This window comes from Pseudoprimorskyibacter insulae (assembly GCF_900302505.1).
In the GTDB taxonomy this organism is placed as follows: Bacteria; Pseudomonadota; Alphaproteobacteria; order Rhodobacterales; family Rhodobacteraceae; genus Pseudoprimorskyibacter; species Pseudoprimorskyibacter insulae.
In genome coordinates this window covers 1-24,414 of the sequence record NZ_OMOJ01000003.1, presented here as the reverse complement: position 1 = coordinate 24,414, position 24,414 = coordinate 1, and the positions used below count along the sequence as shown (strand labels likewise).

General features: G+C 59.4%; 19 protein-coding genes and 1 pseudogene. 17 read left to right on the top strand and 3 right to left on the bottom strand.

Translation table 11 applies throughout. The features are described from left to right. Window positions 1–164: 164 nt before the first annotated feature. Genes flhA through PRI8871_RS09210 form a run of 3 tightly spaced genes read left to right on the top strand, consistent with a single transcriptional unit; the run spans window position 165 to window position 4,253 of the window. Window positions 165–2,300: a flagellar biosynthesis protein FlhA gene (flhA, locus tag PRI8871_RS09220; RefSeq protein ID WP_108885938.1), complete on the top strand. Its 2,136-nt coding sequence runs from the start codon at window positions 165–167 to the stop codon at window positions 2,298–2,300. 13 nt (window positions 2,301–2,313) lie between these two features. Continuing rightward, the gene (locus PRI8871_RS09215; RefSeq protein WP_108885937.1) at window positions 2,314–3,543 is read left to right on the top strand and encodes a hypothetical protein; all 1,230 of its coding nucleotides are present in this window, start codon (window positions 2,314–2,316) and stop codon (window positions 3,541–3,543) included. After that, entirely contained in the window at window positions 3,540–4,253 is a 714-nt protein-coding gene (locus tag PRI8871_RS09210; RefSeq protein ID WP_108885936.1) for a sigma-70 family RNA polymerase sigma factor, read from the top strand. Before PRI8871_RS09215 ends, PRI8871_RS09210 begins: the two co-directional genes overlap by 4 nt. Window positions 4,254–4,304: 51 nt before the next feature. Here PRI8871_RS09210 and PRI8871_RS09205 read toward each other — a convergent pair whose 3' ends face one another. Next, entirely contained in the window at window positions 4,305–4,973 is a 669-nt protein-coding gene (locus PRI8871_RS09205) for a response regulator (RefSeq protein ID WP_245897816.1), read from the bottom strand. 245 nt (window positions 4,974–5,218) lie between these two features. On the opposite strand from PRI8871_RS09205, the gene PRI8871_RS09200 reads away from it, so the two are divergent. From PRI8871_RS09200 to PRI8871_RS09190, 3 genes are all read left to right on the top strand, one after another. Further along, window positions 5,219–5,707: a putative pterin-binding protein gene (locus PRI8871_RS09200; RefSeq protein ID WP_108885935.1), complete on the top strand. Its 489-nt coding sequence runs from the start codon at window positions 5,219–5,221 to the stop codon at window positions 5,705–5,707. 60 nt (window positions 5,708–5,767) lie between these two features. Further along, window positions 5,768–8,278, top strand: coding sequence for an ATP-binding protein (locus PRI8871_RS09195; RefSeq protein WP_108885934.1), 2,511 nt, complete (start codon window positions 5,768–5,770; stop codon window positions 8,276–8,278). Between the two features lie 191 nt (window positions 8,279–8,469). Next, window positions 8,470–8,850, top strand: coding sequence for a hypothetical protein (locus PRI8871_RS09190; RefSeq protein WP_146188669.1), 381 nt, complete (start codon window positions 8,470–8,472; stop codon window positions 8,848–8,850). Between the two features lie 85 nt (window positions 8,851–8,935). On the opposite strand, the gene PRI8871_RS09185 is transcribed toward PRI8871_RS09190, so the two are convergent. Beyond that, complete coding sequence (locus PRI8871_RS09185) at window positions 8,936–10,363, bottom strand: methyl-accepting chemotaxis protein (RefSeq protein WP_245897815.1); 1,428 nt, start codon at window positions 10,361–10,363, stop codon at window positions 8,936–8,938. A gap of 178 nt (window positions 10,364–10,541) precedes the next feature. On the opposite strand from PRI8871_RS09185, the gene PRI8871_RS09180 reads away from it, so the two are divergent. After that, the gene (locus PRI8871_RS09180; protein ID WP_245897814.1) at window positions 10,542–12,209 is read left to right on the top strand and encodes a thiamine pyrophosphate-dependent enzyme; all 1,668 of its coding nucleotides are present in this window, start codon (window positions 10,542–10,544) and stop codon (window positions 12,207–12,209) included. A gap of 45 nt (window positions 12,210–12,254) precedes the next feature. Next, window positions 12,255–13,667 (top strand): hypothetical protein, encoded by a 1,413-nt coding sequence (locus tag PRI8871_RS09175; protein WP_146188668.1) that lies wholly within the window; start codon window positions 12,255–12,257, stop codon window positions 13,665–13,667. Here PRI8871_RS09175 and PRI8871_RS09170 read toward each other — a convergent pair. Further along, complete coding sequence (locus tag PRI8871_RS09170; protein WP_108885930.1) at window positions 13,658–14,380, bottom strand: GntR family transcriptional regulator; 723 nt, start codon at window positions 14,378–14,380, stop codon at window positions 13,658–13,660. The two genes, PRI8871_RS09175 and PRI8871_RS09170, sit on opposite strands and share 10 nt — an antisense overlap. 157 nt (window positions 14,381–14,537) lie before the next feature. Here PRI8871_RS09170 and PRI8871_RS09165 point away from each other — a divergent pair, with 157 nt between their 5' ends. The 9 genes and pseudogenes from PRI8871_RS09165 to PRI8871_RS09125 form a co-directional block, all read left to right on the top strand. Continuing rightward, window positions 14,538–15,578, top strand: coding sequence for a TRAP transporter substrate-binding protein (locus tag PRI8871_RS09165; protein ID WP_108885929.1), 1,041 nt, complete (start codon window positions 14,538–14,540; stop codon window positions 15,576–15,578). Window positions 15,579–15,687: 109 nt separating this feature from the next. After that, window positions 15,688–17,763, top strand: coding sequence for a TRAP transporter large permease subunit (locus PRI8871_RS09160; protein WP_108885928.1), 2,076 nt, complete (start codon window positions 15,688–15,690; stop codon window positions 17,761–17,763). Window positions 17,764–17,775: 12 nt separating this feature from the next. Continuing rightward, window positions 17,776–17,898: a dihydroxy-acid dehydratase gene (locus tag PRI8871_RS09155; RefSeq protein ID WP_108885927.1), complete on the top strand. Its 123-nt coding sequence runs from the start codon at window positions 17,776–17,778 to the stop codon at window positions 17,896–17,898. Between the two features lie 12 nt (window positions 17,899–17,910). After that, a complete protein-coding gene (gene araD, locus PRI8871_RS09150) occupies window positions 17,911–19,647 on the top strand; it encodes an L-arabinonate dehydratase (RefSeq protein ID WP_108885926.1) in 1,737 nt (578 codons plus the stop codon). Continuing rightward, window positions 19,648–20,853 carry an L-talarate/galactarate dehydratase gene (locus PRI8871_RS09145; protein WP_108885925.1) on the top strand — a complete coding sequence of 402 codons (1,206 nt, stop codon included), beginning with the start codon at window positions 19,648–19,650 and terminating at the stop codon, window positions 20,851–20,853. Next, the gene (locus PRI8871_RS09140) at window positions 20,843–21,748 is read left to right on the top strand and encodes a dihydrodipicolinate synthase family protein (protein WP_108885924.1); all 906 of its coding nucleotides are present in this window, start codon (window positions 20,843–20,845) and stop codon (window positions 21,746–21,748) included. The genes PRI8871_RS09145 and PRI8871_RS09140 overlap by 11 nt, the downstream gene beginning before the upstream one ends. Window positions 21,749–21,751: 3 nt before the next feature. Then, on the top strand, window positions 21,752–22,465 hold the full coding sequence (locus PRI8871_RS09135; RefSeq protein WP_108885923.1) for a ribonuclease activity regulator RraA: 714 nt from the start codon (window positions 21,752–21,754) through the stop codon (window positions 22,463–22,465). After that, a complete protein-coding gene (locus PRI8871_RS09130) occupies window positions 22,465–23,997 on the top strand; it encodes a UxaA family hydrolase (protein ID WP_108885922.1) in 1,533 nt (510 codons plus the stop codon). Before PRI8871_RS09135 ends, PRI8871_RS09130 begins: the two co-directional genes overlap by 1 nt. A 155-nt stretch (window positions 23,998–24,152) precedes the next feature. After that, window positions 24,153–24,414: pseudogene (locus PRI8871_RS09125) on the top strand (aldehyde dehydrogenase (NADP(+))); the annotation flags it as partial.

Here is a 24,414-nt window from a genome sequence, read left to right as displayed (position 1 = left end):
CTATGGATGAAAGATCCGATTGGCCCGTTCTGTGCAAACCCCATGCCAGACCAGCCAAAAACATGACGGTCAGGGGCAATCTGACTGGCACGAGACTTGCAGCTTTTTCCCCGACACATCGTTGGGCGGCAGGACCGCTCAGACACCGAAGGGACAATGGACGCATGATCACGGCAACAGGACAAAGCCGCGGCGAACAGATGGGCAGCGCCTTGCTGCCGATGGGCATTCTGGCTGTCGTGGCCATGATGGTTCTGCCGCTGCCGGTTGCGCTACTTGATATGTTCTTTGTGTTCAATATCTTGCTGTCTCTTCTTGTTCTGATGGTTGCAATGCACAGCTACCGTCCGCTCGACTTTTCCAGCTTTCCAACACTGCTTCTGATTGCCACCACGCTGCGCCTTGCGCTGAACGTGGCCTCCACCCGGATCGTGCTGACCGAAGGCCATACCGGCGCGGGTGCGGCGGGCCAGGTGATCGAGGCGTTCGGCTCTTTCGTCATTGGCGGCAACTTTGCTGTGGGGATCGTGGTTTTTGCGATCCTGATGATCATCAACCTGGTCGTGATCACCAAGGGTGCGGGCCGTGTCTCTGAAGTGTCGGCGCGTTTCACTTTGGACGCGATGCCGGGCAAGCAAATGGCCATCGATGCCGATTTGAACGCCGGAATCCTGACCCCGGATGAGGCGCGCACACGCCGGTCCGAAGTGGGCCAAGAGGCCGATTTCTACGGCGCGATGGACGGTGCATCGAAATTCGTCAAGGGCGACGCGATTGCCGGTATCCTGATCCTCGTGGCCAACATCCTTGGCGGTATCATCATCGGCACCAGCCAGCACGCCCTCAGCTTTGGCCAAGCCGCCCAGACCTATGTTCTGCTGTCGATTGGTGACGGTCTGGTGGCCCAGATCCCGTCGCTGTTGTTGTCGATTGCCACCGCGATCATCGTGACGCGTGTTTCGTCTGATCTGGATATGGCCAGTCACATCGGCAAACAGATCGGCATTTCCCGCGCCTGGATCCCGGTTTCGGCGGTTCTGGCGATCCTTGGCCTTGTGCCGGGCATTCCGACAGGTCTGTTCCTGATTGCTGCTGTGATTGCAGCGGGGGTTGCCTATGTCACCCGCAATGCCGAGGCCCGCGAGGGCGAGGAAGCGGCCCAAAGTGGCGCACCGGCCCCCCGCAACGCCCTGCGTGCCGCACAGGCGCAGGCCACGGAAGACGACGAAAACTCCGGCGTGATCACCGCCGAGGATGTCACCGATTACGCGCCGGTCACCATTCAGATTGGCCTTGGCCTGATCCCGCTGATCGATGAGGCCGAAGGCGGCGATCTGGTCAGCCGCATCACCGGCATCCGCAAGGACGTGTCCAAGGCCATGGGCTTTGTGGTGCCGGGCGTGCGCATTCGCGATGAAATGGGCCTTCAGTCCAGCCAGTACCGGATCAAGGTCGGGCAGGCGATTGTGGCCGAAGACACCGTCTATGCCGACCGCGTTCTGGCGCTGCCCGGTGGTATGTCCACGCGCAAGCTGCGCGGGGTTGAGGTAAAAGACCCGTCCTTTGGCATGGATGCCATCTGGATCTTGCCGCATCAACGCGCCGAGGCCGAGGCCGACGATCATATCGTGATCGAACCCTCGCTGGTGATCGCAACGCATCTGAGCCAGTTGCTGATCACCCATGGATCGCGCCTGCTTGGCCCCGATGACGTGCAAAACCTGCTGGAACGCCTGTCGCAGCACGCACCGACGCTGGTGGATGCCGTGGTGCCGAAACTGGTGCCGCTGCACACGCTGACGGCTGTCATGCGCCATTTGCTGGCCGACCGTATCCCAGTGTCGGACCTGCCGGCCATTCTGGAAGGTCTGGCCGAACTGGCAGGCCGCAACCTGGAACCCCGCGATATGGCTGAGGCCCTGCGCCCGTCCTTGGTGCCGCTGCTGTTGCAACAGATCGCCGCCATCAACACTGAACTGCCGCTGATCACGCTGGTGCCCGAGCTTGAAGAGCTGCTGCTGCGCTCGAACACCCAAGGCGTCGGTCTGGTGATCGAACAGGGCCTGACCCAGCAGATCCTGCAAGCGCTGTCCACCATGTCCGAAGACATGGCCGGGCAGGGACGTCAGGCGGTTGTTGTGGTCTCGGCCGCGCTGCGCCGCGCCTTTGCGGGCTTCCTACGGGCGCATGGGTCGGACGCCATTGTCATCGCGGTTTCGGAACTGCCCGAAAACCGCCGCATCGAAATCGTCGGGACGCTCGGGGGCGCCTCGCAACTTCCGCCGCAGGGCGGACAATGAGGAGTGAGCTGATATGGGACGCCTGACTGTTCGCGCCAAAGACAGCACCGAAGCCATGAACATCATCATGCGCGAATTGGGGCCGGATGCGCTGATCCTTTCGACTGAAACCCAAGGTGGGATGTTCGAAATCACCGCCACGGATGACGACAATGATATTGGTCCGGTGGCGGCAAGGCACACGCCAGAAATCGCCCCAAAGCCCGAGGCCAAAGCGGTGGATGATGCCACCAAGGGCCTGACGATCTTTTCCCGACCGTCGCGGATCAACATCGACGTGGATGAGCCGATCGAGCCTGAGCCTGTCATGCGCGCTGAGCCGTTCATCAAGCGCGAGCCAGTCTTCAAACCTCAGCCGGTTGTCGCGCCCAAGGCGGTCGCCGAACCCGAACCTGAGATCAACGACAACGAGCCGGTCTTCGAAGACCCGTTTCTCGACGACGATCTGGATGAGGACGGCCCCGTCGCCGGGTCTGGCCTTACCGAAGATACGATCATTGGCCCTGACGTCACGCCTTTCCCGGTCGAAGCCCTGCGCGCCGAGGATGTGGCCCCCAAGGCGGAACCCGCAGGCTTTGCCCGGATCTTCAAGCTGGAGATTCAACCAGAGCCCGAAGCCCCGGTGCATGAGCCGCAGCGTCCCGTAACCCCGATGCTTCAGGCGCAGCACGTTGTTTTGGTTGGCCCTGCGGGGGCTGGTAAGTCTTTGGTTGCGCTTCAACTTGCGCTGCTGCGCGATGAAATTGGTCGCTCTGATTGCCCGCGTTTTGTGTTCACGGGCAGCGATTCACGCACAGATGGTGCGCTGCTGTTCCAAAAGGCTGCTTTGCTTTCGGCGGATTGCCGGTTCGCCCCTTATGGCCGCATCCCGACCCCGGATGAAAACGGCAGCCAGATCACCATCATTTCGGGGCGCGGTGCAGATAGCGGCCAGACAGACCCGGCCCAGCAGATCCCTGATGGCGCCTTGGTTGTCTTGGTCCTGCCCGCTGGTCTGCGCCGCCGCGCGATTGAACGGCTTGCCGCGCCGTGGCGCGGGCTGGCCGATCAGGTGGTTCTGTCCGCCGACGCTTTTGATCCGATTGATCCAGAAGAATTTGAGGTGCTGTCCGATGTCGGCCTGCGCCTTGCATGGGTATCTCGACGCCACCGTATGGTCGGCGGGCTAGAGGCCCAGACACGCCCCGAGCCCGCCGGGATGACCCGTGCGCGCGCGGCAGAACGTAAAGGAGGTCTTGCATGATGATCCCGCGATCATACGAACAGCAGGCACTGAAACCGGAAAAGCTGGTGGAAGAGCATATGCACCTGGTGCAGCGCATCGCCTGGCATTTCCAAGGCCGCGTTGGCAAATTCGCCGAGATCGAAGACCTGCTTCAGGCAGGGTATCTGGGGCTGGTCGATGCCTCGCAGCGCTATAATGTGCGCGACGGTGTCAGCTTTGCCTCTTACGCGTCCATTCGCATTCGTGGATCTATCGTCGATCTGCTTCGGCGCAATTCCAACCTGTGCCGCGCCACGATCACCATGCGCCAGAAGGCGGCCAAGGTGCAGCGGACGCTGGAACATAAGCTGGGGCGCAGGCCCGAGACTGAAGAAATCGCCGCCGAACTGGAAATGACCGTCCCCGAGTTGAAGGAATGGGAGGCCCGGTTTCAGGTCAACCAGCTTCAATCGCTTGATGAGGTTTATAGCGATCATTCGATCCTGTTCAGCGATCGCACGCCCACGCAAGAAGACCTTCTTGAACAGAACGATATGAAGCGACTGCTGCGCGAGGCGCTGGAAGAGCTGCCCGAGCGCGAGGCGCTGGTGCTTCAGCTATACTATGTCGAGGAAATGAACGTCTACGAAATCGCCGCCGTGCTCGAGGTGACCACTGGCCGCGTGTCTCAGATCAAGAAGGCGGCGATTTTCCGTCTGCGGGATCTGATCGAAAAGAAATCCGCATAACGATAAAAAAAGGCCCGCGCAATGCGGGCCCTGCAGGGACGTTTCGAGACTTCAGAACAAGGCCAATTCGCGGCTGATGATGGCCGCATGCGCCCGATTGCGCGCACCCAGTTTCTTACAGATCGACCGCATGTGCATTTTAACCGTCACCTCGGTCGCGCCCATGTCGCGGGCGATTTCCTTGTTGGTCATGCCATCCGCCGCAAGACGCAGAACAAACAGTTCTTTCTCGCTCAGCTTTGCATCGGTGCCTGCGCTGCTTTCGCCGGCGGCGTTCAGTTCCTGCATCGGAACGAACACCTGACCCGAGTTGATCAGTTGGATGACACTGGTCAGCGATTGCAGCGGCATGGTCTTGGGGATCAAGCCACGCACCCCGATATCGAGCGCGCTGTTCAGGAAGTGCCGGTCGATCTGGCCGGTAAACAGAACCACGCGGGCAGGGGATGACCGTTCGACAATCGCCTTTACGCTGTCGAGCCCGACCATGCCCGGCATTTTCAAATCCAAAAGGACAATGTCAAACACCGTGTCACTGTTGATGGCTTTGACAGTCTCGTCATAGGTTTCAGCGGTTTTCACATAAAACCCTGCACCGGCCCGGAGCAGGTTGGCGACGGCCTCGCCCAGCAAGCGATGGTCGTCTGCGATAAGGATGTTCAGGGAACCCTGAAGCGCGTTTGCTTCGACATTCGAAGGCTTTGTGTCTACATTTGTCATTGCTCGAAGCGATTCCGTTTATGTTTTGCACTAGTTGTCAGAGCACTAAAATTCTTCCGCAATCTACATCCATCCATCCTGTGCGCTCACATCTGTAGTATGGAGCATTCCACCTGAAGCTGACCAGAGATATTCTCGACCGATTTTCAGTATTGGTTTTTGATAGTCTAAGCTATCTTTCGATATCAGGAAAAAAGCATCTGGGAGAGTATGCTAGGCCTTGGGTGGTAAAACAGGACATGTGAATGAAACGCAAAAATTTCCTTTGGACAGTGCTTTCGACCATTTCGGTTATGTTTGTCGCGACTTTCGCAACAGCGCAGGAAGTACTGCTAACAGTCGTCGATAATAGCAAAGAGATTCGGGCCGAATTTTCCGAGGCCGATCTACTGGCAATCGAGCAGCAAAGCTTTACAACTTCTACGATATGGACCGAGGGCGAGATCGAATTCTCGGGCCCGTCGGTGAAGGATATTCTAGCCGCGGCAGGGGCGTCAGATGGTGACCTGTTGATGACGGCGCTGAACGACTACACGGTCGAGGTTCCGCGCGACGCGATTGCAGGCAACATCCCGATTGTCGCACTGCGCAAGGATGGCGAGCCCTATGGCGTAAGAGAGAAGGGCCCCCTTTGGGTTGTGTTTCCCTACGATGATAGCGCCAACTATCGTACGGAAGCTGTCTTTTCCTACAGCATCTGGCAACTTGTGAAAATAGAAGTGTCGGATAAGTAATCATCGGTGGCGCGAGTGCCTGCACGACAGGTTTCCAGATTAACGCTTTCTGCAAAGCGATTGACAGCCCAGGTTCTGCTTGGGCTGCTTTTGGTCTCTTGCGTGGCGCTCATTGCCAGTGCGTTTAGCTTTCAGGAACGCCAGAATGCCGTTCGCGCCGCTGACACCGACAACCAAGGTTGGACCGTCGCTCAGCTCGAAGTCGATTTTCTTTCGCTGCGCGTTGCGGTGAATGAGGCGATGATCGCCAAGGCCACGGACGCCGCCGCGCCCGAGGAAGCCTGGCGCCGGGCGCGCGTGCGGTTTGACATCTTCTTCAGCCGCGCCGACGTGCTTTATGCTGCGCAATTGCATTTGGGCGTGCCCGCTGAAATGCTGACTGAATTGGCGGCTCTGCAAGGCAAGATCAACGATCTTGCGGATCATATTGATATTTTGCTCGACCCGTCGATCGCTGAGATGGGCGCGTTCCTCAGCCAGATTTCCGATCTGCGCCCCGAGGTTCGACGCCTCAGCAACAATATGCTGCATCATTTCATCGTGATGGAGGAAACGGCGCGTGCCGATGAACGGGCGCTGCTGTTCCGGTTCATGCTGCAATCGCTGGTGCTTTTGCTGTTGATGGTCGTATCGCTTTATCTGGCCGTTAGCCTGTGGCGGGATCTAGAGGCGCGGACCCAGCAAACGGAACGGGCCGAAAAGACGCTGGCCAAGGCCTTTCAATCGGCCTTGTCGGCTGTGATCGTGACCGACCGGGATGGCGAGGTGATCCTCTGCAACGGCGGCGCCGAAGAGATTTTCGGCCTGACCCGCCATGCTATGACCGGCACGCGCTGTCAGGAATTGCTGGATATCACGACGCTGGCGAATGTGGATGAAAAGTCAGGCGAAATTCGCATGATCGACCTGATCAGTGAATTGTCGGGCCATGCGCCGACCCGTGCCACTGCCCGCCGCGCCAATGGCGAAGAATTCCCGGCCGAAGTGGCGTTGTTGCCCGATATCGGCACCGACGGGCGGCCCAATCTGATCTGGTTCGTGCGGGATATCTCGGAACAGGCCCGTGCCGAAGAACGCATGCGCTCGGCGCTTGCCGCCGCTCAGCGCCACGCTGCCGCCAAGAGCATGTTCCTGGCCACTATGAGCCATGAAATGCGCACCCCGCTGCATGGTCTTATTGCATCGTTGGAGTTGATCGATTCCAAGCAACTGGACGACAAGAACCGCAAGTTCCTGAAAACGGCGGCAGATTGCAGCGAACGCGCGCTTAGCCAGGTCAACGACGTTCTGGAACTGACGCGCCTTGGCGAAACCTCAGAGCCGCCGTCGCCCTTTGCGCCGGGACAGGTGGCTGCCGATATTCTGGAAGAATTGGAACTGCTGGCTGCTGAACGGCACAACACGTTGCGCGTCGATATTCAGGGCAGTCAGATTGGCGACCAATTCATGGGGCGACCTTCGTCCTTTTCGCGGGCGATCTACAACCTTGCTGGCAATGCGGTGAAATTCACCGAAAACGGCGAAATTTCGATCTCGCTGACCTTTGCCGCGCTCGATTCAAACACGGTGCAGCTCTATGTGGCGGTGCGGGACACCGGCATAGGCATTGCGCCCGAAGATCAGGAACGCGTGCTTGAGCAGTTCGAAACCGTCAACCCAAGTGAAGTTGCCGCCCAAAGCGGGACAGGTTTGGGCCTGCCGATTGCGCGACTGGCGATTGAGCGGATGGGCGGCAAACTGGCACTAGACAGCACACCCGGCGAAGGAAGCTGTTTCTCGTTTGATATCCCACTGAAACCCGCTGTGCCGGAAGACAGCAAAGAGGCCACGTCGACCGACGAAATCGAATTGGTCGTACCAGACAACGGCCGTTTGCTGATCGTCGACGACAACGAGGTCAACCTGACCGTTCTGAGCGAAATGGTCCGCCGTCTTGGGTTTACGCCAGACCTTGCGCATGACGGCAAAGAGGGTGTCGAGATGGCTTTAAACCAGTGCTATGACTTTATCCTAATGGATGTGTCGATGCCGGTTATGAATGGCCGCGAAGCGACCCGCCTTATCCGCGAACAGGGCGCCTGCCAAAAGTCGGTTATCATCGGCGTCACGGCCTTGATCGAAGCGCATGAATCGGCGCGCCTGAAAGCATCCGGTATGAACGGTGTGCTCAATAAGCCGGTGAAGATGGGCCAGCTTAAGGCCGCTTTGTCGGCCTATGGCCAATCGGTGGCCGAACCCGCGCCTGAGAGCGATGACGATTCCGATTTTGCCGAATTGTGCAACCTTGTGGGCAGTGAAACGGCCCTGCGGCTATTGAACGAAGCGTTCCAAGATGTGCGCCGCGCCCTGAGCGCTATGCGCGAGCTTTCAGACAATTCGGTGGATGAAATTCACCGCGCTGTCGGCGCAACGGGAATGGTCGGGTTGATTGATCTGAGCGACTTTCTGTCTGAGGCAGAAATGGCTGCGTCAAAGGGACGGAAAGCAATGCTTGACGAATTGGTTCCGGAAGTTGAAGATCTACTAACGGACGCTGAAGGCAAGTTTAAACGGCTTAGCTCTGCGATCTGAATATTTGTTGTTTTCCAGCAACTACGAATATGGCCGAATATTGTCGTGGCCGGAAATATCCAATAAAATCAAAGAATATTCATGAAGACTTCAAGGCGCTATCCTTGGATAATTCGAACAATCCAAAGTGCGCTGGCTGACCGGTAGAATGTAGGTAGATTAATAAAGAGAATTAGGTTGAGGTAACGACAGTGCAGAACATTTCACAAGCATCAGCACAGGATGCAATTCTGCTCGATAGTGAGCATATGGCCTACCTAAAGAACCATCTTGGCACCCACGGTGCCAGTGATGTGATCTGCAAAGCCATTGACGAGCTGTCGCTTGGCCTGGCGCGTGTCCAGAACTTTGGTAGCATCGCGGATAAGCGCGCGGTTCGCCAGAATTGCAAGGCGCTTAAGATTGCTGCGAACTTGGTCGGGCTCAAATCGCTCGCTCAGGTGGCAGATGAAACATTCGTAATGATTGAGACCGCCGATGACGTAGCGCTGGCCTCAGTGCTGGAACGTTTGGTGCGGGTCGGGCAGGCATCGTTGTCAGCCTTATGGGAACATCCCGATCTTCCTTTCTGAATCACCATCACTCAACAAAAAGAAAAGCCCGCCGAAAGGCGGGTTTTTCTTTGGTTGAAAGGGTGGGGGCAATGCGCCCCCGCCGTTATGCTTTGTAGGCCAGGCGCAAACCGCCCCAGTGGCGTCCTTTGACCACGATCGGGGCCGAGACATCCTTCATCAGGATGAACGTGCCGTTGCCCATATCGCGGCGATAGGCTTGCAGCAGGAAGGGGCGCTTGCTTTTGCCTGCCGCCAGTCCGACGCGGTCGTTAAAGATCCGGCGGTTGCGGCTGTAGGATGCGTTCCAGCCCGGATCGCTGGGCATTTGTGGCATCGAGAACTTGCGGTTGTGCGTCGGCAGGTAGCCATCGACATTGACCGCTGCACAGAACACCACATCCGCCGCCAGATCCAACATCGGTTCCTGAATGACGGGTAGGATTGCGTCGGTGAACTCGGTAAACCGTGCCATCACCTGCTGAGGATTGGTGCCAGCAATCGGCGTGTAATTGGTGTCGAACAGATCGTGCATGCTAACGCGGCCCGACTGTACGGCGCGCTCAAATTCGGCGGACACCTGCTCCGCGGCTTGCTGAACGGCACTGATATACTTGGTGTCCGGCGTTTCCACGCCCAAACGCGCGGTCATACTGGTGATGGCTTCTGAATCCTCGGTGATCGAGGCCATCTTTTCCTGCGCCAGACCAAGGCTTTCGGATGACTGTTCCACATCGCGCCGCAGATCATTTATATTGCCGCGGACATCATCGACGGATGTGTTGATCTCGGACGATGCGCTTAGAATGTCGCGCTGCGCAGATGCGATGCCCGACAGCGTTTCAGGAATGGCGGTGATCTCGGTACCGATCCCGTCGGTTTGCGACCGGATGCCGCCAGCCAGATTTACCGCGCCCTTGGCCATATCAATCAGGCCAGACAGTTCGACCGACAGCTCAGAAATGGTTTCCTGAATTTCAGCCGTTGCATCGCCGGTCATGGTGGACAGGTCTTTGACCTCTTGCGCCACGACCATGAACCCGCGTCCGTGAGGGCCTGCGCGCGCTGCCTCAATTGACGCATTCAGCGACAGAAGATTGGTTTTGCGCGAAATATTCTCAACCTCGCGCGACACGGCCGAAACGCTTTTGAGCGCCGAATCCAAGCCTTCCAGCTTGTCAAATAGCTGCGACACGCGGTCGATCAGGTCGGCCACATCGCCAACCATCGCCGTCAGACGGTCTGATGTGTGGGTGACATTGGTTCGGGCATCTTCGGACACCTGAACCGCGCTATCGGCGGCGTGCAGAACGGTTTGGCTTTTCTCGGCGATTTGATTGGCCTGTTCGCCGACATTGCGGAAAATTTCGGCTTGCCGATCAACCCGTGCGGCCGTATCGCTGACCTCACCGGACACGCCAACAATCGCGACGGACAGGTTGCCGATACGCAAGGCAATGTCCTTTATCGCTTGTTGACGTTGCGCCAATTCATCTTTCGACAGATGGTCGTCGTTGAACGGCATCATGTTCATTTCAGTTCCTTTCGCGCGACTGGGAAGATCAACGACCAGTCTGAGTGATGTTTTAGAAACGGCGTTGTGGTCTCGGGCATTGTGTAGCAAGTCTTGTGCCGAGTTCGTGGCAAGGGTGCTTGACCCCGCGAGATAGATGCGCCACCAACTGATATATCAATTCTAAGGAGGCATGCGCGTGGCAAAAGCGGCTCTCAAGGATCGCACTGGCGGTCAGGTTCTGGTGGATCAGCTTATCGTTCACGGCGTGACCCGTGCATTTTGCGTACCGGGCGAAAGCTATCTTGAGGTGCTGGACGCGATGCATGACACGGGCGATCAGATTGAACTGGTCAATGCCCGCCACGAAGCCGGGGCCGCGAATATGGCCGAGGCCCATGGCAAATTGACCGGAGAGCCGGGCATTTGCTTTGTCACACGGGGGCCGGGGGCTTGCCATGCCTCGATCGGGGTGCATATCGCGCGGCAGGATTCCACGCCGATGATCCTGTTCGTCGGCCAAATTGGCCGCGAGATGCGCGGGCGCGAAGCCTTTCAGGAAATCGACTATCGCGTGATGTTCGGCACGGTGGCCAAATGGGTCGATGAAATCGACGATGCCGCGCGTATCCCGGAAATCCTGTCGCGGGCCTTCCGCGTGGCAACCTCGGGCCGTCCGGGGCCTGTTGTGTTGGCACTGCCCGAAGACATGCTGACAGATGTGGTCAAAGTTGCCGACGCCAAACGTTATCAGCCCGCCTGCGCCGCGCCGTCTGGGGCCGACCTTGAGGCGCTGAAAGATGCGCTGGCCAGCGCAGAACGCCCGATGCTGGTGATCGGTGGTCGTTGGAGCGATGCCGCCGCCGCGCAGCTGACCGCTTTTGCCGAAGCCAACCATTTGCCAACCGTCGCGGTGTTCCGCCGTCAGGACACGGTTGCCAACTCCTCGGCCAGCTATGTCGGGGCGCTTGGCACCTCGGCGGGCCCCAAGCTGAAGGCCCGGATGAAAGAGGCAGACCTGCTGGTGCTGCTGGGCACACGCCTGTCCGAGATTTCCAACGATAGCTACACCAACCCCGGCCTGACGGGTGATCAACGGATCGTGCATGTCTATCCCGAAGCCGAAGAAATTGGCCGCGTCTACACGCCTGAATTGGGCATCGTCGCATCGGTGGACCGTCTGGCCGAGGAACTGTCCAAGACCTCTTGGGGGCTTGGCACGGACTGGATGAATTGGGCCGCCGCCTGCCGCACCGAACAAGAGGCCGATATGGACCCGCCCGCTTATGAAGGCGCGTTGGATCTTGGGGCCGCGATGGCCATTTTGCGCCGCAAACTGCCGAATTCGGCAGTGGTGACCTTGGATGCGGGCAACCACACCGGTTGGGCACAGCGGTTTTTGGCCTTCGAACGCCCCGGCCGCCTGATTGGGTCGACCTGCGGGGCTATGGGCTATTCGGTGCCTGCCGCCGTCAGCGCCGCGATGGAAGATCCGTCGCGCCCTGTCATCAGCTTTGTCGGCGATGGCGGGTTCATGATGTCTGGTCAGGAAATTGCAACCTCGGTCCAGCATGGGGGCTGCCCGATTGTTCTGGTGTTCAACAACGGCACCTATGGCACGATCCGTATGCACCAAGAACGCGACCACCCGAACCGCATTTCCGGCACTGCGTTGGTAAACCCCGATTTCGCCGCGATGGCCGAAGCGATGGGCGCATTCGGCGCACGCGTGACCACCACGGATGAATTTGAACCTGCCTTCGATGCGGCGCTTGCCTCGGGCAAGCCTGCGGTGATCGAACTGGTCACCACGGCGGAACAGATCTCAACACGGGCGACGATCACCCAAATGCACGCCCGGCGCTAGGCCGGGCAGGGCGCCCCGAGCCGGGCGCAGTCAGAAAGCGAACCGATGCCAAACCGAACCCGGCTGCCTCGGGGCAGATATAGCTTTGCGATGGCCTTCCTGCTGATCGCCATTATGGGGGTCGAATTGGTATCGCGTCAGGTGGCCACGCCTGCCGTGCATTACTTGGCGTGGTCGATCATGGGCGTCGTGGCGCTGATGGCGGCCCGGCAATATGGCGCACGAGAGGTCTATCTGCTGGTCGTTTGCGCCGCGCTGACCGGCTATGGGCTTTGGTCTGGCCGGGCAACGACCGCTGGCATTCTTGGCGGGCTAGAGCAGGGCGCGTTCCTGATGGCCTTCATCCTGCTGCTGGGTCTGCTGCATGAGGCCGCCGCCACATCGCCTTCGGTGCGAGAGGTTGGGGCCTATCTGACCCGTCAGCCGCAGGGGCGTCGGTATTACGCGTTGAATGCGGGGACGTCGATCCTGACGGTGCTGTTCAATATCGGTGTGGTCAGCTTTCTTGTGCCGCTGATCCAAAAGGGCATTGAGCGGGCAACGCCGAACGATCCGCTGAACCCGATCCGCGAACGCCGGCAAGTCAGCGCCTTGCTGCGCGGGTTTGCATGGGCGGTCATCTGGTCGCCAACCGCCGTTGCGCCGCTGGCCCTGATGGAGATGCTTCCCAACGTAGATCGCTCGCTTTGGATCGCCTATGGCGGGGTGCTGTTTGTGATGATCATGGTCGTCGGCGCGCTGGAAGATAAGCTGCGGTTCCGCAAGGTGCGCGCCGCCCGCAAAATCGTCCCGCCGCCTTTGCCGGTCGGGGCGTTGTTGCGGTTTTTGGCGGCCTGCGGCTGGCTGATGGCAATGATCACCGTGGGCGTATTGCTGACAGGCGATACCGTGGTTTCGGGGCTGATTATGGCCTGTCCTGCTATGTTGGTGGGCTGGATCGTGGTGCAGAACGGGGTGTCGCCTGAGGGGCGGGCAACCACGCGCAAACGGTTTGGGGAAATCCTGCTGGATGATCTGCCGTCATCCGCGCCGTTGGGTGTGACCTTGGCCGCATCCGGGTTCGTTGGCCGTGTCGGGGCTGAAATCCTGCCAAGCGCGGAACTGGCGGCGATGCTGGGGATGAACAACGTGCCGGATTTCATCATCCTAAGCGCCTTGCCGATCGTCCTGACCTTACTGAGCCTTTTGGCCTTTAGCCCGATCATGCTGGCCATCTTCTTTGGCAGCTTCTTTTCAGGCCTGCCGGAATTGCCGACCGATCCGACCTTGCTGGCGCTGGCCATTTCCTGCGGCTGGTCGCTATCGATGACCGCATCGCCCTTTGCAACGGTGGTCTTGCTGACGCAGCAGGTGGGCGACATCCCGGCACGGCGGTTGACATGGGGCTGGAACCTTGGGTTCAGCGCCTTGACCGTCGCAACAATGGTGCCGTTCTTCTGGGTGCTGACTCAGCTTTGATTGGTGAAATAGTCCGGGAATTCGTGCTGTAGCTTTTCAATCCGGGTGATCGTGCCGGACACATGCACGCGCATGGCCTCAACCGCGGCCTCGGGATCGCGGGCGACAAGCGCATCCATCACCGCGCGGTGCTGGTCCAGAATGGTGTCGACCTTGCCCTTGCGCGGCAGTTCGAGCCGTTGGCAGCGCGCCAGATGCCCCAGTTTGCGGGCCAGCAATTCATAGAGCGCGCGCATGCCCACAGCTTCGAACAGCACGCGGTGCATGGCTTTGTCCAGATCGCTGAACATGCGGAACTGATCGGGTTTGTTGCGCAGCGCTACTTGCATTTCGGAAATCGCCAGCGCCTGTTCTAAGGCGCTCCGGTCCTCCATCACGGCCAGACGGCGCACCACTTCGCATTCCAGCGCCACGCGCAGGAAATGCGCCTCGCGCAGTTCTTTGACGTCGATTCTGGACACTTCGGTGCGGGACTGCGGGTAGATGCGGATCAGCCCGTCTTGTTCCAGTTTTTGCATCGCTTCGCGGATTGGCGTTTGGCTAACGCCATAGGTGCGGGCCAGATCGCTGCGCGACAGAGTGGTTTCAGGGGGCAGTTCCAGCGTTACGATTCGTTCGCGCAGATCCTCGTAGACGCGTTGCGCCGCCGAGGTGTGCCCCGGCGAAATCGACGGGCCGAGACCCCCGAAATTCATCTTGTGCGACGCTGTCATGCGCTCATCCCCCTTACGATTTCACTGCTTTATCCAAGTTTTCCCGATTTGGCGACTCTCCAGTTGATTAAACTGTACCACTAATATATTAGTTGGGCGACCCTGATGACCAGTGTGGAGGAGCACGGGGGCAGAGGGTTCTATTTGGGAGGAAACCATGACCAAAAATATCGTCCGCAACTTGACCGCCGCGGCCTCGTTTGCTCTGGCGTTGGGGGCCGTTGCCACCACCGCAGATGCCGCCGACCGCACTTTGAAAATCCAGACCAGCTCGAACGCGAGCCACGCGTCGCTGGCCTATTTGAACGAAGAATGGATCCCCAAGCTGGAAGCCATGACCGGCGGCTCGCTGGCAGTGGAACTGCTGCCGGTGGACGCGGTCGTTCCGCGCCGTGAAACCGCCGAGGCAATTGCCGTTGGCATTCTCGATGGTGACCTGACCTCGATCAACTATTTCGCAGGCATCGACCCTGCTTTTGCGCTGATGGGTGACCTGATTGCAGGCTACGACAGCGCCGACCAGATTCAGGCGTTCTGCGCACAGGGCGGCGGCAAAGAAATGCTGCAAAAACTGTTCGATGCGCATTTCCCCGGCGTTCACGTTGTGGGCTGTGGTGCCTATGCGCGCGAAGCTTTCGTGTCCAAGGTTCCGGTCAACGGCGTTGCCGATCTGGCAGGCCTGAAGATCCGTTCGCCCGAAGGTCTGGCGGCCGACGTGTTTAAGCGCGCAGGCGCGGCACCGGTGTCGATGTCCGGTTCTGAAACCTATGGCGCGCTGGAAAAAGGCGTGATCGACGCAGCCGACAACTCGGCCTATGCCAACAACGATGCCAACGGCATGCACAAGATCGCGAAATACCCGATCTTCCCGGGCATCCACTCAACCCCGATCCTTCAGTTCACTGTATCGGAATCCGTTTGGGATGAGCTGACCGACGCAGAAAAGACCGCGCTCGAGACTTGGTATCTGGCAGCCTACAACGGTCTGCGTCAGTACTTTGACCGTCTTGACCGTCAGCTGGTGGCCCGTGACAAAGCCGCAGGCGACATCACCGTCATCGATTGGCCGCAGGCCGAACGCGACAAGCTGCGCGAAATCGCCAAAGAAGCTTGGAACGACTTTGCTGCCGGTTCCGACCTGGCCAAAGAAGTCTTCGACGCACACGTGAAGTTCATGGAAGAAGCGGGTCTGCTCTAAGCTCCCCGAGTAGACCACACTGGGAGCGCCCAAAAGGGCGCTCCCTTCTCATATAGCAACAAACCCGGACAGGTTCGCCTGATCCGGTGCTGACCAACAGGGGCACGCCATGGCCAGCCAGTTTGAGCAAGAGCTCGACAGCACAGATATTGAAATCGCTGCACAGGATCCGCTTCACGAAGAGCAGGACGTCAGCATTGAGAATTATACAATCGTCGACCACTTCAGCCATGTGTCAGGCATTGGCATTTCGGTTCTGTACATGTTTGCCGCCTTGGCAACCCTGTACGAGGTCTTTTCGCGCTATGTTTTGAACGCACCAACCTATTGGGCGTTTGAAACAGTGATGGTCATGTGCGCCACGGCTTGGATGCTGTCGGCCGGCTATGTCACGATGAAGAAACGCCATATCGCCATCACGGTAATTCAGGATTTGGCGAATGATACGCAGAAATGGTGGCTGGAACTGTTCGCCATGGTCGTCGGGATCTTTGCGCTTTACATGCTTCTGACGGATGCGCCGATCCGCGCTTATGACTCGGTCAGCCGGATTGAGAAATCGGGCTCGGCCTTCAACTCGCCGCTGCCGATGATGATGAAGGGCGTGATGGTCACGGGGGCCTTCATGTATCTGGCGCAGCTGACGGTGAACCTGCATCGGCATGTGGCGTCCAAATGGGCCAAAACGCTGGTTAAAATCGTCGCGGTCTATTTCGTCGTCTATTTCGTGTCGGCCTTCCTCGCCCATGTGATGGATGTGTCGATCGCCAAGGCCTTCTCGGGCTTTATCACGGATATCGGCAAATCGCTGGACCCGTCCAAGGCGCTGCAACTGCGCAAGATGGATCTGGGCACGATCTCGGTGATTATGGTGGTGCTGCTGGTCGCGCTGATGATGACCGGCATGCCGCTGGGCGTCGTGACGCTGATCGTTTCGGTCATTATGGCGATTGGCTTTTTCGGGCCGCGCGGTCTGTTCCTTGTGTCGTCCAACGCGGTCGGCCTGCTGGAACACTATAGCCTTGTGGCGGTGCCGTTCTTCGTACTGATGGCATCGATCCTGGAACGGGCGGGCATCGCAGAAGACCTGTTTGACGCCATGAGCATCTTTGCAGGCAATCTGCGCGGCGGTGTGGCCGTACAAACAACCGTTGTGGCCGTCATTCTGGCCGCCATGTCGGGCGTGATGGGCGGCGAGATCGTGATGCTGGGCCTTGTTGCCCTGCCGCAGATGTTCCGCCTTGGCTATGACCGCAAACTGACCATCGGTCTGATCTGTGCGTCAGGCGCTTTGGCCACGCTGATCCCGCCGTCGATCATCATGATCGTCTACGGCCTGTCGGCTGAGGTTGGCATTGGCGATCTGTTCATGGCAGGGGCCATTCCGGGCATCATGCTGGCGGTGTTCTACGCCGGTTACGTGCTGGTCCGCGTCAACCTGGACCATTCGCTGGCTCCGACCGCCGCCGAGGTGGCCGCCATGACGGGTGAAGACCAGAAACTGGGCCGCGAACGTATCATCGCCGTGATCCTGTGCGTGCTACTGATCGCCGCTGTGATGGGGTCGATCTATGGCGGTGTTGCCTCGGTGACCGAAGCCGCGGCTGTGGGCTGTATTGGCGCGCTGGTTGTGGCCGCCGTTCGAAATCAGTTCAAATGGAATGTGATTTCGGCGGCCCTGCTGGGCACGATGACCACTGTCGGCACAATCTTGTGGCTGATCCTTGGCGCCGTGAGCTTTGTTGGCATCTTCAACCTTGTCGGCGGCGGTGAGTTCATGCGCTCGCTGTTCCTCGATCTGGGTCTGAGCGCCATGGGCACCGTGGTTGTGATGATGTTGATCCTGATGGTGCTGGGCACCTTCATGGAATGGATCGCCATCGTTCTGATCACCGTGCCGGTCTTTGCCCCTGTGGTCATGACCCTGGCCCCGGAACTGGGCCTGACAGAAGACCAAGCCAAGATCTGGTTCGGCATTCTGTTCGTGATGAACATTCAGATTTATTTCCTGTCGCCGCCCTTTGGCCCGGCTTGCTTCTGGCTGAAGTCGGTTGCGCCCAAGGACGTCACCTTGCAGGAAATCTTTCTGGCCGTTCTTCCGTTCATCGTGTTGCAGATCATCGGTCTTGGCCTTGTGATGCTGTTCCCGCAAATCGCCCTGTGGCTGCCTGAGATTCTTGGGTAAGGAGGTAAACAAATGATTGGACGCGATAGTCGCAAAGACATGGATCACTACGGGCCTTGGCCCTGGATCGGGGGCGTTGCTTTGGCCCTGGTTGTGATCTGGCTCATGTTCACCTTTGCACAGCCGATTTCGTAAGGAGAAGACGTCTTGGCACCCAAGAAGGAATACAAAGATCTGCGATCCGCACGTTGGTTCGCGCCGGACGACCTAAGGTCGTTCGGCCACCGCAGCCGGGCCATGCAGATGGGGCTGGACAGCGAAGACTGGGAAGGCAAACCTGTCATCGCAATCATCAACACCTGGTCAGATCTGTCACCTTGTCACCACCATCTGCGCGACCGCGCGGAATATGTGAAGCAAGGGGTCTATCAGGCCGGGGGGCTGCCGGTGGAAATGCCGGTCCATTCCTTCTCGGAGCAATTTCTAAAGCCGACCTCGATGCTGTACCGCAACATGGGCGCGATGGAGGTCGAAGAGACCATTCGCGCCCATCCGGTGGACGGTGTCGTTTTGTTGGGTGGCTGTGACAAATCCACGCCCGCATTGGTGATGGGCGCGGTTTCGGCTGGCGTGCCGTTCATCTTCCTGCCTGCCGGGGCGATGCTGCGCGGGAACTATGCAGGGGCAAAGCTGGGCTCGGGCACCGATGTCTGGAAATACTGGGACGAACGCCGCGCCGGTACGATTGGCAAAGAACAATGGGATGGTGTTCAGGGCGGCATCGCCCGCAGCTATGGCACCTGCATGACCATGGGCACTGCCAGCACAATGATGAGCATTGCCGAAGGCTTTGGACTGACGCTGCCGGGCGCGTCGTCGATCCCGGCGCCCGATGCGGGCCACAAGCGCATGAGCAAGGCGTGCGGTCGCCGCATCGTCGACATGGTCTGGGAAGACCTGACACCCGACAAGATCATCACGCCCGCCTCGACCCGCAACGCAACAGTCGTTGCCATGGCGACGGGCTGTTCGACCAATGCCATCATTCACCTGATCGCCATGGCGCGCCGCGCCGGGATTGACTGGGGTCTGGATGATCTGGATGCGGTCGGCCACGAAATCCCGGTTCTGGCCAATATCCGGCCCACCGGCAAAGAATACCTGATGGAGGATTTCTTCTATGCGGGCGGCCTGCCTGCCTTGATGAAGGAATTGGGCGACAAGCTGGACACCTCGGTTGTGACGGTGACCGGCAAAACGCTGGGCGAAACCATCGCGGACGCGCAGAACTACAATGACGATGTGATCCGGCCCTTGTCGAACCCGGTCTACCACCAAGGATCGCTGGCTGTGCTGCGCGGCAATCTTGCGCCTGATGGCGCGGTGATCAAACCGGCGGCGATGGATGCCAAGTTCATGGTGCATCGCGGCCCGGCCATCGTGGCCGACACCTATGCCGAGATGAAAAAGATCATCAGCGATCCTGACTACCCAATGACGCCCGACAGCGTTCTGATCCTGCGCAATGCAGGGCCGCAGGGCGGGCCGGGGATGCCGGAATGGGGGATGATCCCGATGCCGCAGGCGCTGCTGAAAGACGGACACCGTGATATGGTGCGCCTGTCGGATGCGCGTATGTCCGGCACGTCCTATGGCGCATGCGTGCTGCACGTCGCGCCCGAAGCCTATGTGGGCGGGCCATTGGCCTTGGTGAAAACCGGCGATATCATCGCGATGGATATCCCGAGCCGCACGCTGAATGTCGAAGTGTCAGACGAAGATCTGGCCGAGCGTCGCAAGGCATGGGTCGCACCAGAGCCGCGCTATGAACGGGGCTATGGAGCCATGTTCAGCAAACATATCGAACAGGCGGACAAAGGCTGCGATTTCGATTTCCTCACAACGGATTATGGCGCCCCCGTGCCCGAGCCGGAGATCAACTAAATGCCGCTTGATTTGTCACGACGCCGGATCGCGGCGCGCACTGCTTTTGGCGGTGCCGCCCGTGGTAAGGCCAGCCAAGATGCAATTGCCGGGCTGAAAGTCAGCCATATCCTTGTGCCCTTTCCGCAAGCCATTTCCGACGCCAAGGTTCTAACAGGGCGTCAGAAGCCCTTGGATTCGGTCGATATTCTGCTGGTCGAGGCCGTCAGCGAGGCGGGTCAAACCGGCCTTGGTTATGGCTATACACTGCGCAATGGGGGGGCGGCGCAATTCGCGCTGGCGGCTGAGATCGCGCCGGCGCTGATCGGTGAAGACCCCAACGACATTGACCGCCTTTGGGAAAAGCTGCGCTGGCAGGTCAACTCGCTTGGCCGTGGTGGTCTTGGGCCGCAGGTGATTGCCGCCTTTGATACCGCGCTTTGGGATATGAAGGCCAAACGGGCAGGGTTGCCGCTGGCGAAATTGTTCGGCGCGCATCGTGATACGGTGCGGATCTACAACTCGGACGGCCAATACCTGCAAGCCTCAGTCGATGAGATGAAGGCAGCCGCTGACACCTCGCTTGCCTCGGGGATTGGCGGGATCAAGATGAAGGTTGGCCAGCCCGACGGCATGATCGACCTGCGCCGCATCGATGCGATGCGCAGCCATCTGCCCGACGATATCCCGCTGATGATCGACGCCAACCAGCAATGGGACCGCGCCTATGCTCTGCAATTTGGGCGCATCGTTGATGACATGGGCCTTGGCTTCATCGAAGAGCCGCTGGACGCGCTGGATTTCGAAGGCCACGCCATGTTGGCCGACAATCTGGCCACCCCGATTGCGACGGGCGAGATGCTGACCTCGACCGCCGAGGCGTTCGACCTGATCCGCAAGGGCGGCTGCGACATCTGCCAAACCGATGCCCCGCGCATCGGAGGTGTGACGCCCTTCCTCAAGGTAATGGCAATGGCCGAGGCGTGCCGCGTGGATCTGGCGCCGCATTGGATGATGGAGCTGCAAATCCATCTGGCAGCGGCATACCCAGAGGAGACTTGGGTTGAGCATTTCCACATGCTTGAGCCGCTGTTCAACGAACGTTTGGACATTGAAAATGGCCGCGTGGCGGTCCCGGATCGTCCGGGTCTGGGCCTGAGCATTACCGGCCAAGGGCGCGATTGGACGCGCAACACAGTAAGCGTAGGAAACACTCATGGGATTTGAACTGGCCCAAAGCCTGACCGGCATTTCCGGTATTCTTGTCACCCCCTTTGATGCGGAGGATCAGCTTGATACCGCCCGCCTGACCCCAATCGTGGATCGTGCCGTAAATGCGGGCGTCCATGTTCTGACGGTAAATGGCAACACGGGCGAATATTACGGCCTGACCGCGGATGAGGCCGAACGCATGGCCTATGCCGTGACCGAAATCGTGGATGGCCGCGTGCCGGTCGTTGGCGGCGTTGGCCGGTCGATCAATGAGGCCTGCGCGCTGGCAAGGGCCTCGGCCAAGGCGGGCTGTGCAGGGTTGATGGTGCATCAGCCGCCAGATCCGTTCATGTCGCCGCGTGGCCTTTATGACTACATCGCCCGCGTGGCCGAGGCCGGGCAGGGCACGCCGCTGGTCCTATATCTGCGCAACGATGCCATTGGCACCGATATGATCGGCAAAATCTGTTCGATCGAAGGTGTGGCCGGTGTCAAATGGGCCACGCCCAACCCGATGCGCCTAAGCGCGGCGATCAAAGCCTCGCCCGAGGATGTGATCTGGGTCGGCGGTCTGGCCGAAGTCTGGGCGCCGCCGCTTTATGCCGTGGGCGCACGCGGCTTTACATCGGGGCTGATCAACGTCTGGCCGGAACGGTCGGTGGCGATCCATGCCGCGTTGGATGCAGGCGATTATGTCCTTGCGGACAATCTGATTGCCGAGATGAAGGTGTTCGAAGACATCCGCGCCGAAGAATTGGGCGGCACCAATGTGACCGGCGTCAAAACGGCCTTGCAGATGATGGGGCAAGACTGCGGTCCAACCCGTCCGCCCTCGGCCTGGCCGCTGACCGAAGACCAATCCACCCGTCTGCGCGACTTCCTGCGTGCGGCGGATCTGCTGAAGGACTAAGTGATGACCGCCTCAGAAACCATTGAAAAGCTTCGCACTGTTTCGGTCGCAACGCTGGCGACCGCGCTCTATAAACGCGGGCTGCGCAATCAGGTGATCCAAGACGTGCACCCGGTGGCCGCGAAGGGCCGCAACATGGTCGGCCCCGCATTCACCCTGCGCTACATGCCCGCCCGCGAAGACCGCAACACACTGGCCGAATTCCGCAACCCCGACCATCCGCAGCGCAAAGCGATTGAGGAATGCCCGGCGGGCTCGGTGTTTGTCATGGACAGCCGCAAAGACCCGCGCGCGGCCTCGGCTGGCGATATCCTGATCACCCGTCTGATGATGCGGGGCGGCGAAGGCGTTGTGACCGATGGCGGGTTCCGCGATGCCATGCGCATTGCCGAACTGGACATGCCCGCCTATCACAACCGCCCCTCCAGCCCGACGAACCTGACCCATCACGAGGCTATCGACATCAACGTGCCGATCGGCTGTGGTGATGCGGCTGTGTTCCCCGGCGACATCATTGTTGGCGATGATGACAGCGTGATCGTCATTCCCGCGCATTTGGCCGACGAAGTGGCCGCCGAAGCCGTGGAAATGACCGCCTTCGAAGATTTCGTTGTCTCGCAGGTCAAAGCCGGCGAAACGATCATCGGCCTCTATCCCCCGACCAAGGAAGACAACCTGGAGAAATTCGCCGCTTGGCGCAAAGAAACGGGGCGCTGATGGTTCAGCTCGCTGAAAAATCCCCGGTCATTCGATTGGATGACCGGGACAATGTGGTTGTCGCGCGGGTTGAGATCGCGGCTGGCACGGATGTTGGCGCAGGGCTGATCGCGCGACATGACATCCCGCTGGGCCACAAGATCGCGACCGAGGCGATTGCCAAGGGCAACCCCGTTCGCAAATACGACACGATCATCGGTTTTGCGGGCGAAGACATCGCACCCGGCACATGGCTGCACAGCCACAATGTGCTGATGGACGATTTCCAAAAGGACTATCGCTTTGCGCAGGACTATGTGCCTGCCGATCTGCTGCCCGAAAATCAACGCGCCCAGTTCATGGGGTATCACCGCGCCGATGGACGGGTGGGCACCCGCAATTTTATTGGCATTTTCATCACGGTAAACTGCGCCGCGACCGTGGCCCGCAAACTCAGCCAGTATTTCGACGAAGAACGTCTGGCCGACTATCCCAATGTCGATGGTGTGGTGGCCTTTGTGCACCAACAAGGCTGCGGGATGGAGATGACGGGCGAGCCGATGGATTTGCTGCGCCGGACCTTGTCGGGCTACATTCGCCACCCCAACACCGCCGGGGCGCTGGTGGTCTCGCTCGGGTGCGAGCGAAACAACATCCCCGATTTCATGGCAGCCGAACATTTGGCCACCGGCAAAATGATGCGCACCCTGACCATGCAGACCATTGGCGGCACCGCTGCGGCAGTGGATGAGGGCAAACGCATCATTCGCGAAATGCTGGAAGAGGCGAACAAGACATCCCGCGCCCCGGCCAGCGCTGAACACATCATGGTCGGCCTGCAATGCGGCGGGTCTGATGGGTTTTCTGGTCTGTCGGCAAACCCCGGTTTGGGCCGTGCGATGGATCTTCTGACCCGGCACGGCGGAACAGCGATTTTGTCCGAAACACCAGAACTTTACGGGGTAGAGCACACGTTGACCGCCCGCGCGAAATCTGAGGCCGTGGGCCGCCAGTTCATCGACCGGATCAATTGGTGGCTGGACTATAACGCGGGCAAAGACGTGCAGATGAATGGCCGCGTTGGCCCCGGTAACAACGCCGGCGGTCTGGCCAATGTCATCGAAAAGGCGCTTGGCGGGTCGAAAAAGGGCGGCGCTACCGGGATCAACGCGGTCTATAAATATGCCGAACCTGTGCGCGAACGCGGGCTGGTCATTATGGATACACCGGGCTTTGACCCCGTTGCCGCGACCGGCCAAATTGCGGGCGGTGCGACCCTGATCTGTTTCACCACAGGGCGCGGGTCGTGCTTTGGCTCAGTCCCGGCGCCGACGATCAAGCTGGCCAGCAATACACCGATGTTCACCCGAATGCAGGGCGATATGGATATCAACTGCGGCACGGTGATCGATGGCGATATGACGCTGGAAGACCTTGGCCAGCAGATCTTTGATTGCATTCTTGCCGTGGCCAGTGGCCAGCCTTCGAAATCCGAAATGCTGGGTCTTGGCGAGGATGAATTTGCGCCTTGGCCCATCGGTGTGACGGGCTAAGGACCTATGCCGTTGGCGGGTGTTGGCGGCGGTCAAATCTGGTATACCATCCCGAGTCGCGTCCGCGCGGCTTGGCAAAATTTCGACACGGCATCTGGCCCGAATGGTTAACACCCGGCCGTCACCGCCCAGCGTGCCAAGCAAGGGAGCATTTCATGCTTGACGACAAAACATTCACGCCACACGGCAACCACCTGATTGCTGGGGAGTGGGTTGGCGGTGAGGCCAAGTTCACTTCGGAGCCGGCGCATGGTCCGGCGCATGCGTTTAGCGTTGGCACGACCGATCTAGTCAACCGCGCCTGTGAGGCGGCCGAGGAGGCGTTTTGGTCCTACGGCTACAGCACGCGTGCGGAACGGGCGGCGTTTTTGAACGCCATCGCCGATGAGATTGAGGCGCGCGGCGATGCCATCACCC

Coding starts and splice junctions, on each gene's coding strand:
- PRI8871_RS09160 (WP_108885928.1), top strand. CDS start 15,688: ATGGCCAGCCAGTTTGAGCAAGAGCTCGACAGCACAGATATTGAAATC.
- PRI8871_RS09185 (WP_245897815.1), bottom strand. CDS start 10,363: ATGAACATGATGCCGTTCAACGACGACCATCTGTCGAAAGATGAATTG.
- flhA (WP_108885938.1), top strand. CDS start 165: ATGATCACGGCAACAGGACAAAGCCGCGGCGAACAGATGGGCAGCGCC.
- PRI8871_RS09205 (WP_245897816.1), bottom strand. CDS start 4,973: ATGACAAATGTAGACACAAAGCCTTCGAATGTCGAAGCAAACGCGCTT.
- PRI8871_RS09155 (WP_108885927.1), top strand. CDS start 17,776: ATGATTGGACGCGATAGTCGCAAAGACATGGATCACTACGGGCCTTGG.
- PRI8871_RS09140 (WP_108885924.1), top strand. CDS start 20,843: ATGGGATTTGAACTGGCCCAAAGCCTGACCGGCATTTCCGGTATTCTT.
- PRI8871_RS09200 (WP_108885935.1), top strand. CDS start 5,219: ATGAAACGCAAAAATTTCCTTTGGACAGTGCTTTCGACCATTTCGGTT.
- PRI8871_RS09170 (WP_108885930.1), bottom strand. CDS start 14,380: ATGACAGCGTCGCACAAGATGAATTTCGGGGGTCTCGGCCCGTCGATT.
- PRI8871_RS09135 (WP_108885923.1), top strand. CDS start 21,752: ATGACCGCCTCAGAAACCATTGAAAAGCTTCGCACTGTTTCGGTCGCA.
- PRI8871_RS09145 (WP_108885925.1), top strand. CDS start 19,648: ATGCCGCTTGATTTGTCACGACGCCGGATCGCGGCGCGCACTGCTTTT.
- PRI8871_RS09130 (WP_108885922.1), top strand. CDS start 22,465: ATGGTTCAGCTCGCTGAAAAATCCCCGGTCATTCGATTGGATGACCGG.
- PRI8871_RS09165 (WP_108885929.1), top strand. CDS start 14,538: ATGACCAAAAATATCGTCCGCAACTTGACCGCCGCGGCCTCGTTTGCT.
- PRI8871_RS09215 (WP_108885937.1), top strand. CDS start 2,314: ATGGGACGCCTGACTGTTCGCGCCAAAGACAGCACCGAAGCCATGAAC.
- PRI8871_RS09175 (WP_146188668.1), top strand. CDS start 12,255: ATGCCAAACCGAACCCGGCTGCCTCGGGGCAGATATAGCTTTGCGATG.
- PRI8871_RS09210 (WP_108885936.1), top strand. CDS start 3,540: ATGATGATCCCGCGATCATACGAACAGCAGGCACTGAAACCGGAAAAG.